Here is a 15,939-nt window from a genome sequence, read left to right as displayed (position 1 = left end):
AATTTCGAACTAACTTTAATGTATAATTTATAGTGTACAATTTATAATCTGTAACTTACGTTCAGCATGAGACTGCAGCTACTGACGTGATATTTGCCGTAGGCAACGTTCAGATGGAAGCGCTCCAGGTTGATACCGCCACCCACAGAGAAACCGGCTCCATGACTGCTTCCTTCATCTTCTGAGGTGCTGATTTTCATCTCGTTGGCTCTCCTGAAGTTGTAGCCGGCACCTATCCACAGGCTCTCCGAAAGCAGAATGTCGGCACCTACTACGGCATGATTGCGAAGACCGCTGTCCCAATGGTTTAGGTTGACCAGTGTGGCTGATACCCTGAACGGTGCGTTGGCAAAGCGTTTCGTCACACCCAACTGCAGGTCGATCGGCATCTTCTCATATTCATTGTCGTAAGCTTTCAGCTGTCCACCCAGGTTCTTTGCCACGCAAGAAACCGACCATTCCGTTTCAGGGTCGTAATAGTTGATGCCCAGATCCACTCCCACAGCGATAGAATTGTAATCGCCAATATACGAAGTGATGAATTTGGCGGCAATACCACCCGCAAACTTTTCACCGAGCATATAAGAGAAGTAACCCGCAACGGCAATATCCTTTGCCGAGAACTCACCCATCTGGATGTTGTTCTCATCCGTCTCTTTCATCTTGCCGTAGTCAACAAGCTGAGCCGAAACAGCCCACGAAGCCTTGTCGTTGACAATACGGTTGAAACTAGCCGAGGCAGTGTTCACCCCCGACATATAGTTCATATAATTGAGATTGACCGTCTTGTCGTTTACTGATGACAGGAGAGCCGGATTATGGAATATGAGTGCCTCATCATCTTCTATCAAGGTGATGTTGTCGCCACCCAGAGCAGCTGCGTGAGCACTCACCGGCAAGCGAAGGAAATTATACCCCGTTTGGCTCTCTTGAGCATCAATAATTGTCGCAAAAAGCGTCAATATTGCGGAAATTACATATTTTTTCATTTAAATTTTCTAATTCTTTGGCAAAGATACTGCTTTTTTCAATAATAAGAAGTAAATTTGCAATGTTTTCGTAGGAAATAACGATTTTAAACGGTTTTTATTGTGGAAATTAAGAAATCAAATAGCGCACAACTGGAAGATAAGCGGGTTACATTTTTCCTGCTAGGGTTGCTGTTGGCTTTTACTTTCATCTTCGTAGGACTCCAATATCAGAGAGGTCCGCAGGGAGATGATGACTTGTCGGAATCGATGGAAGATCTCTCACAGGATCTGGAAATGTCGGCTCGTCCCGACCAGAAAGATATGGTGAGTGCAGAAGCTGTTTCGGCTCCTGCTTCTAAGTCGATTACTCAGGAAGTGAAGGCTGCCGAGCAACAGACTCAGAAGGCACCGCAGAAAATCAGTTCTACAACCAGCGAACTGGTTATCGGCGACGGCTCGGGTGTAGTGGATGGAGCAGAGGTGAAGGAAGCGGTTCCTGAAACTCCCATTGAGAATCCGGGAGCTGAGGCTCCTATCAAACTGACCGTCGTGCAGAAGATACCGCAGTTTCCTGGTGGCTGGTCTGCCTTCATGCAGTGGCTTACCAAGAACCTGAAGTACCCTATAGCTGCCCAGAAGAGCAAGATTCAGGGAACCGTAGTGGTATCCTTTATCGTAAACAAGGATGGAAGTGTTGCCAATATCAAGGTAAGCACTTCGGTAGATCCATTGCTCGACAACGAGGCTTTGAGGGTGATGAAGATGATGCCGAAGTGGAAACCGGGCATCGATAAAGGTAAGGTCTGTCGCACGATGATTGCCATCCCGGTAGTGTTCCAGCTATAAATTATAAATTGTTCATTGTAAATTATACATTATAAATTATACATTATTATGAAGACAGCAGATGAAATTTTAAGCATGGTAAATGAGTTTCTGGCTAATTTGCCTTACGAAAGAAAGCCAAAGTCTCTTTATGAGCCTATCAGATACGTACTTTCTATGGGTGGCAAGCGTATTCGTCCTACGCTCATGCTTCTGGGCTACAATCTTTTCAAGGACAATCCTGAGAAGATTCTGATGAATGCCGTTGCTCTGGAAACTTATCATAACTATACTTTGCTGCATGATGACCTGATGGACAATGCTGATTTGCGTCGCGGTCATGAAACGGTTCATAAGAAATGGGATGCCAATACGGCAATCCTTTCGGGCGACAGCATGCTCGTTCTGGCTTATGAGCGTATGGCTCAATGTGATGAAAAGCATCTTGCCAAGGTGTTGAAACTCTTTACGACCACTGCCCTGGAAATTGGTGAAGGTCAGCAGTTTGATATGGAGTTTGAAAACCGTAACGATGTGAAGGAGGAGGAATATATCGAGATGATTCGCCTCAAGACCAGCGTTCTCCTGGCTTGTGCCCTGAAGATGGGTGCTATCCTTGCCGATGCTTCTGATGAGGATGCAGAGAACCTGTATAAGTTTGGCGAGCAGATAGGATTGGCGTTCCAGTTGCAGGATGATTACCTCGATGTTTACGGCGATACCAAGGTGTTCGGTAAGGAGATTGGTGGCGATATCACATCCAACAAGAAGACTTACATGCTCATCAATGCCTTCAACCATGCCAACGACGCTCAGCGTGCAGAACTGCAGAAGTGGGTTGATGCCAAGGATTTCGACCGCAAGGAGAAGGTGGCTGCCGTTACCCGTCTATACAACGAGATAGGTATCGACAAAATGGCGCAGGATAAGATTGCTTATTATTTCGAGCAGAGCAAGAAGTATCTGGATGCCGTGAATGTGCCTGCTGAGCGTAAGGAAGAACTGGCTAAGTATGCTCAGAAAATGATGAAGCGACAGTACTAATCATAAAGTTCAAAGTTCAAAGTTCAAAGTTCAATGTTCAAAGTCATAGATACACATACGCATTTTGATGCGGAGGAGTTTGATGAGGATAGGGCGGAGGCTTTCGCCCGTGCCAAGGAAGCGGGGGTAGGCAAGGTGTTCTTGCCTGCCATCGATGTGAAGACCACACACGCGGTACTGGCATTGGCTAAGGAATATCCGGGCTACGCCTATCCTATGATTGGCTTGCACCCTGAGGAAGTGAAGGAAGACTGGAAGGAACAGCTGGCTGAACTCCGGAAGATACTGGAGGAGCATCGCATGACCGGTAATGCCAGTCAGGCGGGTTCTCCTCAGTTTTCAGACTTGATTGCTATCGGAGAGGTAGGACTTGATTATTACTGGAGCCGTGAGTTCGAAAACGAGCAGCTCGAGGCTTTCGAGGAACAGGTAAAATGGTCGGTAGAAACCCAGCTCCCGCTGATGATTCATTGCCGCAAGGCGCAGAACGAGATGGTGCATCTGCTCAGAAAGTATGAGAAAGAACTGCCGGGTGGCGTCTTCCATTGCTTTACGGGCAATCAGAAGGAAGCAGAAGAACTGCTCTCCTTCGATAAGTTTGTATTGGGCGTCGGTGGCGTATCTACTTTCAAGAGCAGCCATCTGCGTGAAGACCTCCCTGCCGTAGTTCCTCTGGATCGCATCGTTCTGGAGACCGACAGTCCGTATATGGCTCCCGTTCCATACCGCGGAAAACGCAACGAAAGTGCTTTCGTGGTAGAAGTGATGAAGACGCTCGCCAAGGCTTATGGCATAAGCGAAGAGGAGTTTGCCCGACAGACCAACCTCAATGCAGAGCGGGTTTTTCCGCTATCCGTATCGCAAGTATAGGACGCAAGCGTTCAAAACTCCTTAAATAAACATAAAAAAACAATGAAAGTTATGGTATTTCGGAGGAAAAGCAATAATTTTGCACTTCGAAATTGTTGCAGCAGCATGTTGCGGCGATTAAGAAGAGTTCTTCGGAATATGGAAAGGTGCTCGAGTGGCTGAAGAGGCACGCCTGGAAAGCGTGTAACCGGCAAAACCGGTTCGGGGGTTCGAATCCCCCTCTTTCCGCTTTTATATATATAATAAGGTATATGAAGAAAAATACAGCTATTGCACGTTTTGCAATATTGGTTTTCACATGGATGTGTTCTCTGCCTATGATGGCTCAAGAAGAGAACATGGGATTTCATCAAGCTCTTAAGACAAAGTTTATAGAGGGTAATGCGGGATTTATGTCTCTCGTTGCCATCGCCCTCATCGTGGGTATGGCTTTCTGTATCGAGCGCATCATCTATCTGAGTCTTTCTGAAATCAACGCCAAGAAGTTGATGCAGGATATCGACCAGAAGGTGTCGGCGGGAGATGTGGAAGGGGCTAAGACGCTCTGCCGGAATACCCGCGGACCGGTGGCTTCTATCTGCTACCAGGGTTTGATGCATATCAGCGAGAGTCTTGATGACATTGAGCGCTCGGTAAGCGGATATGGTACCGTTCAGGCGGCTAACCTGGAGAAGGGATGCTCCTGGATCAAACTCTTTATCGCTATGGCGCCATCGCTCGGATTCCTCGGAACCGTGATTGGTATGGTCATGTCGTTCGACCAGATTCAGCAGGCGGGCGATATCAGTCCTACTATCGTTGCTTCGGGTATGAAAGTGGCGCTCATCACTACTATCTTCGGTATCATCGTAGCCCTCATCCTTCAGGTTTTCTATAACTACATCCTTTCTAAGGTAGAGCACCTGACAAGTCAGATGGAGGAGTCGGCGGTTACTTTAATGGATATTATTGCCAAGAATAAATAAACGAAGAGAGAAATGGTTAAATTTCAATTTTCAAAGCAGAAGACGAAATCGGCCGAAAAGATATCGCAGCAGGTGTTCTATATCATGATAGGACTGGCGGTGCTGGTTTTCGGTCTGTTCTTTTTGGTAGGCTACGATTTGCCTTTCGAAGAGAACCCCGACTTTAATGCGCCTCTCTTTACCGATGTGCTCATCCTGCTGATGTGGCTCTTCCTGATAGGAGGTGTGGGTCTGGCAGTCTTTTCGATGATCAGAGATTATCGCAGCAGCAAGTCGGAGGCTGTAGTGAATGGCATTCCCGTGCGTCGCATCTTCCGCATCACATGGATCGGAACTTTGGCAGTTTTGCTGCTTACCTTCTTTTTGGGCGGTTCTGCTCCGATGCTCATCAATGGCGAGAATTATGCCGACTGGCTCTGGCTCAAGCTTTCAGATATGTTTGTCATCACATCGCTCCTGATGCTGGTGGCAGGAATCGGTGCCGTCTGTTTCGGTGGCACACGTTATATTCGGAAGAAAAACTAAAGAGAGTGCTTTGGGCTCTCTATTCTATAAATAAGGATTAAATATGCTGATTAGAAGGAAGCAACACGAAACCCCGGGACTGAATACCACATCTACAGCCGACATCTCGTTCATGCTGTTGATATTCTTCCTTGTCACCACATCAATGGATGTGGATAAGGGACTGTTGCGCCAACTCCCTTTACCTGAACCGCAGAAGAAGGAGCAGCAACAGTCGGTGGTAGACAAGGCTAACCTGATGGCACTGCGCCTGACGGCTGGCGATACGCTTTTGGTTAATGGTAAGCCGATGCAGGTGAGCCGGCTCAAGGAAGAAATCATCCGCTTTGTTCACCGCCTGGGCAAGAAACATCTCATCTCTATCGAGAGTGACCGCGATGCCGACTATAATCTCTATTTCCAGATGCAGAATCAGCTGATGGAAGCATACAGCCAGCTACGCAACGAAACAGCCCAGAAGAAATATCACAGGAATTATGCCCTTTTGAACAATGACCAGAAAGAACAGGTGCGCAACATCTGTCCGCAGCGCATCACAGAGTCGTATGCCAACGCAATGACTCAAACCGACCAGCGTGTTGATGCCAATGCAGAAGAAAAGCAGGGAGAAGAGAAAACGGCAGAAACAGCTACAGAACAGCAGAAAGGAGGTAAACAATGATGAATTTTCATAAGAAATCGCATGAAGTGCCAGGGTTGAATACATCTTCTCTGCCAGACCTCATTTTCTCCGTACTGTTCTTCTTTATGATTGTTACCCACATGCGCCAGGTTACCTTGAAGGTAGACTGCCGTTTGCCACAAGGCAAGGAACTCACCCGCCTGACCAAGAAATCGGCGGTGAGCCATATTTATATAGGTAAGCCAACCAAAGAGATGCAGGCAAAGTATGGTACAGGTACCCAGATTCAGTTGAATGATAAGTTTGCTTCGGCTCCCGAAGTGATGGATTATATTTCGGCAGAAAAGAAACGTATGTCACCTGAAGACCAGAAGCTGATGACCGTATCAATCAAAGCAGATCAGGAAACCAAGATGGGTGTGATAACTGACGTAAAGCAGGCTTTGCGCCAGGCAAAAGCACTAAAAATCAGTTATTCTGGCACAGAAAAAGGAAAATAATATTAATTTATCATGTTTTTCTCTTAAAAAATTGCTTTTATTAATTTTTTGTATTATCTTTGCAAGCAAATTATTAGTATTATGTCAAAACAAATTTTAGATTCATTAGATAGGCAGATTCTGAAGCTGATTTCTCAGGATGCCCGTATTCCATTTTTGGAAGTGGCACGCGCTTGCAATGTGAGCGGTGCTGCCATTCATCAGCGTGTTGCTAAACTTACAAATCTTGGTATCATCAAGGGTTCACAATTCATCATTGACCCAGAGAAGATAGGTTACGAAACTTGTGCCTATATGGGACTCTATCTGAAGGAGCCTGAGAAGTTTGACCAGGTTGTAGAGGAGTTGAAGAAGATTCCTGAGGTTGTAGAGTGCCACTATACTACAGGTGGTTTTGATATGTTTATCAAGATTTACGCGCTCAACAACCACCATCTCCTGGAAATCATCCATGATAAGTTGCAGCCATTGGGATTGTCTCGCAGCGAGACCATCATTTCTTTCAATGCATCTATCAACCGTCAGCTTTCTATGCAGGATCTCAAGAGTTTCAACGATGATGAAGAGGAAACTGATGAGGAGGCTGCAGTAGAGAAATAAGATATAAAAAGAAAAAAAACAGTAGCTCCCTGCGGGATTACTGCTTTCTATAAAGAGCGAGGAATGTGAATGGTAAGCCGTTTTCATTCCTCATTTCTTTTTCTGTCACTTCCCATTCTGCCGGATTGATTTCCGGAAAGAAGGTATCGGCATGTTCAGGTTCCTTTTCAACGATTGTGAGATAAAGCTTGTCTGCAAAAGGCAAAGCCTGTTCATATATGCTGGCTCCTCCGATGATGAAACATTCTTCTGATGCTTCTTTGCTTCCAACCGTTTTTTTGCTTGCTGCCGCTTCTTTGCTTCCAACCTCTTCTTTCCTTGCTGCCAGCGCTTCTTCCAGAGAGGTGTATACTTCGCACCCTGTTATCTGCTCTTTTGTCTTCGAGATAACAATATTACGGCGGTTGGGCAAGGCTCCGTTCGGCAGCGACTCAAATGTCTTCCTGCCCATGATGATCGTATGTCCAGTTGTGAGCATACGAAATCGGGTCATGTCCGATGGGATGGCGTAGAGCAACCGGTTCTTGTACCCGATAGCTCTATGCACTTTTGATATACAGGCGATGATGCTGAACATTTTTATTTAGAATGTTAAGTATTAAATGTTGAATTATTCATTCTTGCTGTAAACTGTTAACTATAAACTATTAACTATAAACAGCTCTCCCGTCCCGTGGCTGCTCTTGATCTTCCACTCCTGCGGATAGAGGTTGTTGGCACGGTTGCCAATGTTCTTTTCCCAGCCTATCGGAACCTGTCTGTAGGTTACCAGTACATAACCCTTAGGCGTATCGGCAGGCAGATTCACAGCCTCCTTGCGAAGGTAGCGGATGGCATCATCGTAGGATAACTCCACCTGTGGAAAGTGATCTTTGTTGAGCATCGTAGAGAGAGCGAGAGCCTGGTCGGGAATGAGACCCTTTCCCTTGTCTGTTCCCAGTTTCACACCTGCATGCAGCACCTTCAGGTTCTTTTCTGCCTGGTCGTAGATGTCTTTCCATCTGCCCGGAATGGCGTAAACCGTCTCGTTGCTCTCTGCAGGTATCCATTCCGTATCAGTCTTCAGCCAGCCGTCCGGAATCTCCGGTCCCTTTCCTTTAGCCACCTTCTTGTCTTTCTTCTTCTTATCCTTCCTGTTCTCCTTGGCTGAAGAACCTGCTTCCCATTCGCCCTCTTTCTTCAGAATCGCCATAAACAGACCTTCGCCTCGCGAAACGCCAGGAATGAACCGGTAAACCGGAAAGTCGCTGCCCGTGAGGTTGCGGGTGATGTTCCATGTATCTTCTACACCCTCCAGTGCCATCACTTCTGCGCCAAGTTCTTCGCATATCCAGTCCACGTTCTCCTCATCTTCGTGCGCATTGAAGGTGCAGGTAGAGTAAATCAGGATACCGCCTGGCTTCAGACAGTTCCAGATATCCGATACGATTTCGCGCTGCAGCTGCCAGCAGTTGTTCACATTCTGGGTACTCCATTCGCCGATAGCCCCTTCATCTTTGCGGAACATTCCTTCGCCGGAGCAGGGAACATCGGTAAGAATCACATCAAACTGCAATTTCGATTTCTTGTAATCGCGGGGATAGTTGTTGGTAACAATCATATCCGGATGACCGAACTTCTGTACGTTTTCGGCAAGAATCTGCGAGCGGGTGCGCATCGGTTCGTTGCTGAAGAGCAGACTCCCTTCCGGCAAGGCAGCCCTTACGGCAGTCGACTTTCCGCCAGGGGCAGCACAGAGATCCAGCATCATCACCGGTTCTTTTACGTACTGTCGGATAGCCATATCAACAAACATGGATGAGGCTTCCTGTACATAATATAAGCCGGCATGCAGCAGCGGATCGAAGGTGAATCCGGGACGGGTAGAGAGATAACGTCCGGTTTCCGGACACCAGGGAATCGGTTCGCCATCAGCATCCTTGCATTTAAAAGGATTGATGCGGATACTGGTTGGTGCCTCCTCTCCAAGGATAGCATGCTCCAGACGCTGATACAGCTTTTCGCCCATCAGTGCCTGCGTATATGTTCTGAAATCTTCAGGTAATGTCTTCATTCTGTTTCTTTTTCTTTAATTTGTTTGCAAAAATAAGAAATTTTTCGTTTCTTTGCAACTAAATCGCGAAGAGATGCGTCTAAGAAGCAGAAATTTTTCAAATAACAAGGTAAAAACAATAAAAAATAATGATATGAAGAAAGCAATATTGGCATTAGCGCTCGTTATGAGCATCGGAGCCACCCAAGTGTCTTTGGCGTCTTCTGCTCCAAAACATCGTTATCATCCAACTACCCAACAGGTAGACCCCAAGGCTGCTCCTGCATCTGCCGCACAGCCATCTGCTTCGAAGGATAAAGACGACGAGGCGTTGGAGGCTTATTCTGATACAACCAGTACAGATTCGGCCAACTATGATGATTATGATGAGAATGATAATAGATCTGTTCATTCTAGATACAGTTTAGACAACTATGATGATCCGTTCGATTTCATCGGTTCGGTATTTGGTGGCGGAGCGCTGGCTGTTATGATCATTTTCTGTATCATCTTCGGTCTGCTGTTTGTCTTTGCTCCGCTGATCATCGTATTTCTGGTTATCAGATATCTGATTCGCCGCCACAACGACCGGATGAAACTGGCGGAGATGGCGATGGAGAAGGGCATCAATGTTCCGGAAAGCGACCGTCCGATAGACAAGCAGAGCGATGAATATCTCGTGAAACGGGGATTGAGAAATGCCTTCCTGGGAGCCGGCTTATGCGCCATGTTTGCCTGGTGGGATGTTGATTTCCTGGCTGGCATCGGAGCCCTGGTCTTCTTCTATGGCATCGGTCAGACCGTTATCGGCTCGCTTCCTGCCATCAAGGACTGGTGGAAAAACCGTCACGGCGACCAGGGCACGGGCTATAATGGTACTCCGGTCTAGCAGCCGACATTCAATATATCATGGCTTCTCAATAGGAGAGGAAGTCACAAGGAAAAGAACAACAATTATTAGTTAATATATATAAGGTGGAAAAGTTATCCGATATCTCTCTCGTCACGAAGGTGGTGATGCTTCATGACCGCAAGTCGTTCGACCTGCTGGTCAGGAAGTATCAGTCACCCATTCGTGGTTTTTTCCTGCGGCAGACGCTGGGGGATGCACAGCTGAGTGACGACTTGGCGCAGGATACCTTTGTCAAGGCATATACCCATTTGTCCGGTTTCAGGGGTACAGCCTCTTTCTCCACCTGGCTCTACCGCATCGCCTATAATGTATGGTATGATTATACCCGCAGTCATAAGGAGACGCAGGATATCGATACGCCTGCTGTTTCCAGTAAGAATGCACAGGACGCCCATGCCGGATTAAAGATGGATTTGCTCAAGGCATTACAGATATTGAATGAAAATGAACGTACATGCATCACGCTGCAGCTGATGGATGGACTCTCTATAGATAAGATTGCAGAGGTGACGGGAATGGTGCAAGGCACCATTAAGTCGCATCTCTCTCGAGGAAAACAGAAACTTGCAAGTTACTTAAAAAAGAATGGTTATGACCGATAAGATAAATGATAAGAAGTTGGAGAGCATGAAAGTGGAACCATTGACCCCTCAGGATGAAGAACTCTTGAAGATGTTCTTTTCCAATTGCCAGATGTCAGAGATTCCTGATGACGGATTCTCCGACAGGGTGGTGCAGGCATTGCCGGCTTTACCCGAAACTGATACAACGATGTCGCTGGTCAAGCGCCAGCGCCTGGAACATTTATGGACGGCAGCCTGTGTGGCAGCAGGCATCATCATAGCAGTAGTCTGTCAGGGATGGGAGCAGATTCAGGAATGGCTTTTCTCTATGAAGATAGATTTCCTCCTTTCCGGTTCGCGTGCGCTTACGCATGTGGCAGATTCCATCGCCCACTCTCAGAATCTCCTGATGGTGCTGGCTGGCATCGTTGTCCTCATCATGGTTTGGGGATATAATGAACTGGCTGATGCACGTCAGTAGGGATATAAATATAACTGAACTTGCTTCTTGTGTTTTTCATGGTACTGAATCTTTAAAGGGTTGATACTACTTGCAGCTCTGCACGCAGAAGGCAGAGGCTATGGCGGTGAGAACGGTAATGACGAAATTCAGAATTTTCTTGAGTGTTTCTCTTTTCATTTTCATTTGATTTTTAAGGTTAATAAATGGATTGGGGGTTCGGATTTCCTATATCCGGGCGATACTTTTGAGAAGGAAGGCTGACAGGATGAGCAGATGGGCTTGATAGCGCGTGTTTCAATGATGCTTGCTATATTGATGAATAGCCGGGGGTGCTATAGCCGAATCCCGGACTGCATCCTGCCTAAAACCTTCTTTCTTCATCTACTGGCGAGGGGGTTACTCCAGGCCATCGCTACCATCGGAGCCGCTGCTCCCGTTGTTGCCTGATCCGCCAGTCTGTGTTGAGTCGCCACCCTGGTTTGTGCCGCCACCATGGGTAGTATCGCCTGTGTTGTCCTTGCCGCCGTCTGGTGGAGTAACATCTCCTGTTACGGCTGTGGCCTTCTTCAGGGATGCATCGAGGTTCAGACTGTTTGCCTTGAACTCACCGGTGCCACGGGCACGGAGTTTCAGTCCGGCAATGTTCTTGGTGATGCTGAACTCCTTCTCGGAGGCAGCACCTTCCTTGTTCTTGATGCCGATGCTGAAAATGGCGAGGTCGGGAATCTTCACGGCGATACCCTGCAGAACCAGTTCTCTTACGCAGCTCACCATGTCGGTGAGCATACCCTTGATGGCTCCCTTTGAGAACGGTGTGTTGTGACTTTCCATGTGCTCTGCGAGTTCATCAAGACCATAGGTCTGGGTGATTACAGGGTAGGCGAAAAACTTGCCGTAAGCGGCGCTCAACTTCTCGTTGACATACTTCTTCAATGTGTACAGAATCATAGTGTCTTCATTTTTAAGGTTAATAAATTGTGTTTGTGTAGTAGGGGGCGCTGCGCATTGCCTCTTGGTGGTATGAGATGTTATCTCTGAACCACAATGCAAAGATACGGAATCGGTGAGGTGTCAACTCACAGTTGCTCATACTTGCTCATGTTTTATCATACTTTTTCATAGATTCTTTTTTTCTGGAGTTTATAAGCCCACTGAACTTTCGCAAGTAAGCTCCACACCCTCTTTTGGGCCTTCAGCCCGTACTTGAACTACATGCGAAAGTTCAATCAATTATTTGCATGTTTTCGTAAATGTTTTGAGAATATTTTACCTTTTTCTGAAATTATTTTCGTACTTTTGCAAGCGGATTTACATGATCTAAATGGTGTACAAACACTTGCCAACCAGATTTGGAAACCTTAATACGGATTTCTGATTTGCTGAAAGTGGATGTAAACGATTTGTTGAACAAAAAATGTATCAAAGAATGATGGACTCTTTATATTTCCTTCAGTTTGCATGTTTCATCTTCATGCTCATCAATGCCCTTATCCTCGGCATCACCCACCTGCACATGAAGTGGACCAACCGACGCTATGAGTGGTCACGTTGGCTGATACTTGCAGGTATGATGGGACTTGCCATACAATATCTCTTGCAGATGCTCTTGGGTTTTCGTGCGAAAAGCGATGACTTGGGAGCTATTTTCAACATTCTTGTCTATACCCCATGCATCACCACTATCGCCATGGGCATATACAACATTGAGGCGACCCATGCCAACCGCCGAAAGATGAACATCGTCTGCGCTTGCATTTATGCCGCCATCATAGCAGTTTTCTGCATAGGCTACAGCAATAGCGGAAGTCTTAACATTGGCAACTGGCTCTATGCGATGCTCGTATTGTTCGGCACAAACGTAGCGTATTGCATCTATATGATTATGATTGAGATGCGGAAACGCAAGAAAATGTTAGAGCTGATGACTGGTGGCGACATGCTGCCCTACGTGCGATATGCCCGAGCCAGTGTCTTCGCCCTGTTCTTCTCTACCCTTACCATGCCTTTCGTCATCCTCTCTACCACCTTATTATATATAATAGGACCGTTGGCTTTGCTCTCAATTCTTTTCTTCAACCTGAGTTTCGTGGCATTGGGCTACAATTACGTTCCTACCGAGGAACTCTTGGATAAGGAAGCTGAAGAATGTGCAACCATAGCAGATGAAGAAACTGAAAATGGGGGAGCATCTTTGGAAAGCTCCGATGGGCAGGATGCAGAACCTATAGACGATAAAGAAAATTTACAGTCAATTTCTCAGGAGCGTCAGGCATTTATCAAGGAGATGCTCGACAAGTGGTGTGCTGATTTGGGTTACAAAGACACCACAGTAAACATGTTCACCCTGTCACGCTCGCTGAACATCTCCAAGAACGAGCTGTCACGCTACTTCACTGCGTGCCTTAACTCCACCTTCCGCATCTGGCTTGCCGAGGTACGTTTCGAGGCAGCAAAGAAGATGATGCTCGACTATCCCGACTACAACAACGACATCATTTCTGCCGAATGTGGCTTCTCTTCACGCTCCTATCTCTATCGCATATTCAAAGAGAAAGAAGGTTGCTCCCCAACTGTCTGGAGAGCGAAAATACAATAAAATCACGCCTTAGGTGTCTACTTCCCCCACCAAGTAGACACCTATTTTGTAGGAAGTAGACACCTAAGTGGGGCAAGTAGACACCTTTTTCCGATGAAAAACACTATCTTTGCGCCATGGAAAATATAATTCAGACTTTCATGAAAGAGGAACAGGCTATTTTTATAGTGGCATTGGGTCTTCTGTTGTTCGCCATAGTCATGAGCTATGCCATGGTTCAAGACTACAGGATATATCTTGATGAAAACTACAAGGCTCGCTACAGCTTCTGTGATTTCATCAAGAGAGAACGCTTTTATATCTATTTGCTGTTTGCATCCATATTTATCAGCCTGAAAAATCTCTTGTATTTTCTGGAGTGAACTTAACAATAAGCAGACGAATTTAAATAACAAATATAACATTAAATTATGAAAAAAAATACCAATCAATTCAATGAGTCGCATGCCGACCGTATGAACTATGGGGGGGTAAGTTCCGAAGGATCGCTCTGTTCCCATTGATGTTGTTCATGTTGCTGTTTGTACCTGCACGTATGGTGGCGCAGACAGACCCCCGCTGTGCTTTGTTCAATAGCTTGGATGGTATAACTGATGTTACCATTACTGACAATGGTGATTATCCTTGGCAGATGATGGACTTGAAAGCCGAAGGAATGACAGATATTAGCTTCGAAATTCCAGAAGGAAGCACAGGACTGATGTCAAGTAATTATAATGTGGAAGGGGTAAGTACTTCAGAGACTGTAGTCAACTTCAAAGTAGAAAAGCCCATATTCTTGACATTCAAGCATCTCGTTTCTTCTGAATCTTATTGTGATAAAGCCACTATTACTATAGATAACAAAAAGTTTGAGGAGATTAGCGGAATAAGACAAATAGAGATAAAAGAATCTTTATCTGCTGGCGAGCATACTTTGAAGTTGTCTTACCAAAAAGACTATTCAGGAAATAATAATGCTGACCGCACATTCATATACGATCTGAAAACAGCGACCTCTATTTCTGACAATAATTATATTGCAGAGTACAATGCTAAGAACACTACATTGACTTTCAAGAAAGTTATTGATGCTAATATATCAGATATAGGAAACAACAGTGTCATTGTAGAAAAATATAATAATGTGGGTGAAATTTGCAAAGCTTTAGGAAAGAGAGTGTAAACTAAACTGTGTCAAGCTACAATAAAAGTAGTTTAACACAGTTTTTATATTATGGACAACTTAGAAATTGATTACAAGAAAGCAGCTCAGCAGTTGCGTAGTGGTGAAGCCTTATTTGGCAAGGACGGAGCATTAGCTCCATTGTTAGAGCGTATTCTCAACTCAGCTCTCGAAGGTGAGATGGACGCTCATTTAAGTGAAGAGGAACGCTCTTCCGGCAATCGTCGTAATGGTAAGATGAGTAAGAAGGTTCAAACAAAATATGGTGAGGTCACTATAGAGACTCCTCGTGACCGAGACGGAACTTTCCAACCTGAGACCGTAAAGAAGCGTGAGACTATTCTTGCCAATGGCATGGCAGACCAGATTATTGAGATGTACGCCATGGGCACCAGCACACGTGACATCAGCAGCTACTTTGAGCGTGAGTTCAACACAACTCTATCAGCCGATACTATCAGCTCTATAACAGACCGTGTATTACCCGAAATCACCGCCTGGAAGTCTCGCATGCTCGATCCTGTATATGCCATTTGCTGGCTTGATGCTATCCATTATAAGGTAAAGGATGAGAATGGCAGAGCTGTCACACGAGCCATTTACAACATTCTTGGCATCAACAAGGAAGGCCAAAAAGAACTGTTAGGTATGTATGTGTCTAAGAGTGAAGGAGCTAACTTCTGGCTAGAAGTTCTTACGGATCTTCAGAACCGTGGTGTTCGAGACATCTTGATTTGTTGTATTGATGGTCTCAAAGGCTTCCCGGATGCCATCCAAAGCGTATTTCCTGAGAGTTCTGTGCAGCTCTGTATTGTCCATCAGATACGCAATTCTATCAAGTATGTTGGCAGTAAGCATCAAAAGGAGTTTATCAAGGATTTAAGAACAGTATATGGTGCAGTAAACAAAGACTCCGCTGCTGCTAATTTAGACCTGTTAGAGTCTAAGTGGGGAGAGATGTACCCAATTGTCATCAAGTCATGGCGTGACAATTGGGAACGTCTGACAGAGTATTTCCAATATACTCCAGCCATCCGTAAACTCATTTATACGACCAATACGGTTGAGGGGTATCACAGACAGGTAAGAAAGGTCACAAAGACTAAAGGGGTCTTTCCTACGGATAATTCTTTGGAGAAGCTTGTGTACTTAGCTTACCGCAACATCCGTAAGAAATGGACTATGTCACTGGCAAATTGGGGACAAATTTCTCAACAATTGGCAATAAAATTTGGAGATAGATTTAAAATTATGTAACTTTGCAGCCGAAAAGGCTTCCCTGCTG

20 protein-coding genes, 1 tRNA gene and 1 pseudogene are annotated in these 15,939 nt (G+C 45.7%); 17 read left to right on the top strand and 5 right to left on the bottom strand.

What is annotated here, in order from left to right; translation table 11 throughout:
• Nucleotides 1-41 precede the first annotated feature (41 nt).
• Nucleotides 42-989: a type IX secretion system protein PorQ gene (gene porQ / locus RCO84_RS09895; RefSeq protein ID WP_317584939.1), complete on the bottom strand. Its 948-nt coding sequence runs from the start codon at nt 987-989 to the stop codon at nt 42-44.
• A 102-nt stretch (nt 990-1,091) separates the two neighbouring features.
• On the opposite strand from porQ, the gene RCO84_RS09890 reads away from it, so the two are divergent.
• From RCO84_RS09890 to RCO84_RS09850, 9 genes are all read left to right on the top strand, one after another.
• Entirely contained in the window at nt 1,092-1,817 is a 726-nt protein-coding gene (locus RCO84_RS09890) for an energy transducer TonB (RefSeq protein ID WP_317584938.1), read from the top strand.
• 48 nt (nt 1,818-1,865) lie between these two features.
• Nucleotides 1,866-2,840, top strand: a complete 975-nt coding sequence (locus RCO84_RS09885) for a polyprenyl synthetase family protein (RefSeq protein ID WP_118416478.1) — start codon at nt 1,866-1,868, stop codon at nt 2,838-2,840.
• A gap of 33 nt (nt 2,841-2,873) precedes the next feature.
• Nucleotides 2,874-3,710: a TatD family hydrolase gene (locus RCO84_RS09880; RefSeq protein WP_317584937.1), complete on the top strand. Its 837-nt coding sequence runs from the start codon at nt 2,874-2,876 to the stop codon at nt 3,708-3,710.
• 140 nt (nt 3,711-3,850) lie between these two features.
• Nucleotides 3,851-3,938 (top strand) — tRNA-Ser (locus RCO84_RS09875).
• A 74-nt stretch (nt 3,939-4,012) separates the two neighbouring features.
• The gene (locus RCO84_RS09870; RefSeq protein ID WP_006847787.1) at nt 4,013-4,675 is read left to right on the top strand and encodes a MotA/TolQ/ExbB proton channel family protein; all 663 of its coding nucleotides are present in this window, start codon (nt 4,013-4,015) and stop codon (nt 4,673-4,675) included.
• A 12-nt stretch (nt 4,676-4,687) separates the two neighbouring features.
• On the top strand, nt 4,688-5,200 hold the full coding sequence (locus RCO84_RS09865; protein WP_264898516.1) for a hypothetical protein: 513 nt from the start codon (nt 4,688-4,690) through the stop codon (nt 5,198-5,200).
• Between the two features lie 43 nt (nt 5,201-5,243).
• Nucleotides 5,244-5,861: an ExbD/TolR family protein gene (locus tag RCO84_RS09860; protein WP_317584936.1), complete on the top strand. Its 618-nt coding sequence runs from the start codon at nt 5,244-5,246 to the stop codon at nt 5,859-5,861.
• On the top strand, nt 5,858-6,322 hold the full coding sequence (locus RCO84_RS09855; RefSeq protein ID WP_144153054.1) for an ExbD/TolR family protein: 465 nt from the start codon (nt 5,858-5,860) through the stop codon (nt 6,320-6,322). Before RCO84_RS09860 ends, RCO84_RS09855 begins: the two co-directional genes overlap by 4 nt.
• 81 nt (nt 6,323-6,403) lie before the next feature.
• On the top strand, nt 6,404-6,922 hold the full coding sequence (locus RCO84_RS09850; protein WP_144153056.1) for an Lrp/AsnC family transcriptional regulator: 519 nt from the start codon (nt 6,404-6,406) through the stop codon (nt 6,920-6,922).
• A 37-nt stretch (nt 6,923-6,959) separates the two neighbouring features.
• On the opposite strand, the gene RCO84_RS09845 is transcribed toward RCO84_RS09850, so the two are convergent.
• Nucleotides 6,960-7,499 (bottom strand): dihydrofolate reductase, encoded by a 540-nt coding sequence (locus RCO84_RS09845; protein ID WP_317584935.1) that lies wholly within the window; start codon nt 7,497-7,499, stop codon nt 6,960-6,962.
• Between the two features lie 60 nt (nt 7,500-7,559).
• Nucleotides 7,560-8,975: a methyltransferase RsmF C-terminal domain-like protein gene (locus RCO84_RS09840; protein WP_317584933.1), complete on the bottom strand. Its 1,416-nt coding sequence runs from the start codon at nt 8,973-8,975 to the stop codon at nt 7,560-7,562.
• Between the two features lie 133 nt (nt 8,976-9,108).
• Between RCO84_RS09840 and RCO84_RS09835 the strand changes: the two genes are divergently transcribed.
• The 3 genes from RCO84_RS09835 to RCO84_RS09825 all read left to right on the top strand — a co-directional run bounded on the left by RCO84_RS09835 (nt 9,109) and on the right by RCO84_RS09825 (nt 10,911).
• Nucleotides 9,109-9,843, top strand: a complete 735-nt coding sequence (locus tag RCO84_RS09835) for a DUF6249 domain-containing protein (RefSeq protein WP_217313534.1) — start codon at nt 9,109-9,111, stop codon at nt 9,841-9,843.
• 86 nt (nt 9,844-9,929) lie between these two features.
• A complete protein-coding gene (locus RCO84_RS09830) occupies nt 9,930-10,469 on the top strand; it encodes an RNA polymerase sigma factor (protein ID WP_317584932.1) in 540 nt (179 codons plus the stop codon).
• Nucleotides 10,459-10,911, top strand: a complete 453-nt coding sequence (locus RCO84_RS09825; protein WP_317584930.1) for a DUF5056 domain-containing protein — start codon at nt 10,459-10,461, stop codon at nt 10,909-10,911. Before RCO84_RS09830 ends, RCO84_RS09825 begins: the two co-directional genes overlap by 11 nt.
• 66 nt (nt 10,912-10,977) lie before the next feature.
• Here RCO84_RS09825 and RCO84_RS09820 read toward each other — a convergent pair whose 3' ends face one another.
• The gene (locus RCO84_RS09820) at nt 10,978-11,070 is read right to left on the bottom strand and encodes a smalltalk protein (protein ID WP_186292259.1); all 93 of its coding nucleotides are present in this window, start codon (nt 11,068-11,070) and stop codon (nt 10,978-10,980) included.
• 219 nt (nt 11,071-11,289) lie between these two features.
• Nucleotides 11,290-11,841 (bottom strand): HU family DNA-binding protein, encoded by a 552-nt coding sequence (locus RCO84_RS09815; protein ID WP_317584928.1) that lies wholly within the window; start codon nt 11,839-11,841, stop codon nt 11,290-11,292.
• A 368-nt stretch (nt 11,842-12,209) separates the two neighbouring features.
• Between RCO84_RS09815 and RCO84_RS09810 the strand changes: the two are divergent.
• The 5 genes and pseudogenes from RCO84_RS09810 to RCO84_RS09790 all read left to right on the top strand — a co-directional run.
• Nucleotides 12,210-12,323 (top strand): annotated as a pseudogene (locus tag RCO84_RS09810) (transcriptional regulator); the annotation flags it as partial.
• A complete protein-coding gene (locus tag RCO84_RS09805) occupies nt 12,320-13,489 on the top strand; it encodes a helix-turn-helix domain-containing protein (RefSeq protein ID WP_317584927.1) in 1,170 nt (389 codons plus the stop codon). The pseudogene RCO84_RS09810 and the gene RCO84_RS09805, both read left to right, overlap by 4 nt.
• Before the next feature lie 116 nt (nt 13,490-13,605).
• Nucleotides 13,606-13,851: a hypothetical protein gene (locus RCO84_RS09800; RefSeq protein ID WP_317584925.1), complete on the top strand. Its 246-nt coding sequence runs from the start codon at nt 13,606-13,608 to the stop codon at nt 13,849-13,851.
• Nucleotides 13,852-14,000: 149 nt separating this feature from the next.
• Nucleotides 14,001-14,654, top strand: coding sequence for a hypothetical protein (locus RCO84_RS09795; RefSeq protein ID WP_317584924.1), 654 nt, complete (start codon nt 14,001-14,003; stop codon nt 14,652-14,654).
• 51 nt (nt 14,655-14,705) lie between these two features.
• Nucleotides 14,706-15,911, top strand: coding sequence for an IS256 family transposase (locus RCO84_RS09790; protein ID WP_287870909.1), 1,206 nt, complete (start codon nt 14,706-14,708; stop codon nt 15,909-15,911).
• The last annotated feature ends 28 nt before the right edge of the window (nt 15,912-15,939 follow it).

Source organism: Segatella copri (assembly GCF_949820605.1).
Lineage (GTDB): Bacteria > Bacteroidota > Bacteroidia > Bacteroidales > Bacteroidaceae > Prevotella.
Note: the sequence above shows the minus strand (reverse complement) of the source record. Positions and strands in the feature narration are given on the sequence as shown.

What these genes read in the sequence shown, in the direction of transcription:
- RCO84_RS09885 (WP_118416478.1), top strand. Translation starts at nt 1,866, where the DNA reads ATGAAGACAGCAGATGAAATTTTAAGCATGGTAAATGAGTTTCTGGCT.
- RCO84_RS09795 (WP_317584924.1), top strand. Translation starts at nt 14,001, where the DNA reads ATGTTGCTGTTTGTACCTGCACGTATGGTGGCGCAGACAGACCCCCGC.
- RCO84_RS09860 (WP_317584936.1), top strand. Translation starts at nt 5,244, where the DNA reads ATGCTGATTAGAAGGAAGCAACACGAAACCCCGGGACTGAATACCACA.
- RCO84_RS09820 (WP_186292259.1), bottom strand. Translation starts at nt 11,070, where the DNA reads ATGAAAAGAGAAACACTCAAGAAAATTCTGAATTTCGTCATTACCGTT.
- RCO84_RS09815 (WP_317584928.1), bottom strand. Translation starts at nt 11,841, where the DNA reads ATGATTCTGTACACATTGAAGAAGTATGTCAACGAGAAGTTGAGCGCC.
- porQ (WP_317584939.1), bottom strand. Translation starts at nt 989, where the DNA reads ATGAAAAAATATGTAATTTCCGCAATATTGACGCTTTTTGCGACAATT.
- RCO84_RS09825 (WP_317584930.1), top strand. Translation starts at nt 10,459, where the DNA reads ATGACCGATAAGATAAATGATAAGAAGTTGGAGAGCATGAAAGTGGAA.
- RCO84_RS09865 (WP_264898516.1), top strand. Translation starts at nt 4,688, where the DNA reads ATGGTTAAATTTCAATTTTCAAAGCAGAAGACGAAATCGGCCGAAAAG.
- RCO84_RS09880 (WP_317584937.1), top strand. Translation starts at nt 2,874, where the DNA reads ATGTTCAAAGTCATAGATACACATACGCATTTTGATGCGGAGGAGTTT.
- RCO84_RS09805 (WP_317584927.1), top strand. Translation starts at nt 12,320, where the DNA reads ATGATGGACTCTTTATATTTCCTTCAGTTTGCATGTTTCATCTTCATG.
- RCO84_RS09840 (WP_317584933.1), bottom strand. Translation starts at nt 8,975, where the DNA reads ATGAAGACATTACCTGAAGATTTCAGAACATATACGCAGGCACTGATG.
- RCO84_RS09800 (WP_317584925.1), top strand. Translation starts at nt 13,606, where the DNA reads ATGGAAAATATAATTCAGACTTTCATGAAAGAGGAACAGGCTATTTTT.
- RCO84_RS09855 (WP_144153054.1), top strand. Translation starts at nt 5,858, where the DNA reads ATGATGAATTTTCATAAGAAATCGCATGAAGTGCCAGGGTTGAATACA.
- RCO84_RS09835 (WP_217313534.1), top strand. Translation starts at nt 9,109, where the DNA reads ATGAAGAAAGCAATATTGGCATTAGCGCTCGTTATGAGCATCGGAGCC.
- RCO84_RS09845 (WP_317584935.1), bottom strand. Translation starts at nt 7,499, where the DNA reads ATGTTCAGCATCATCGCCTGTATATCAAAAGTGCATAGAGCTATCGGG.
- RCO84_RS09790 (WP_287870909.1), top strand. Translation starts at nt 14,706, where the DNA reads ATGGACAACTTAGAAATTGATTACAAGAAAGCAGCTCAGCAGTTGCGT.
- RCO84_RS09850 (WP_144153056.1), top strand. Translation starts at nt 6,404, where the DNA reads ATGTCAAAACAAATTTTAGATTCATTAGATAGGCAGATTCTGAAGCTG.
- RCO84_RS09870 (WP_006847787.1), top strand. Translation starts at nt 4,013, where the DNA reads ATGTGTTCTCTGCCTATGATGGCTCAAGAAGAGAACATGGGATTTCAT.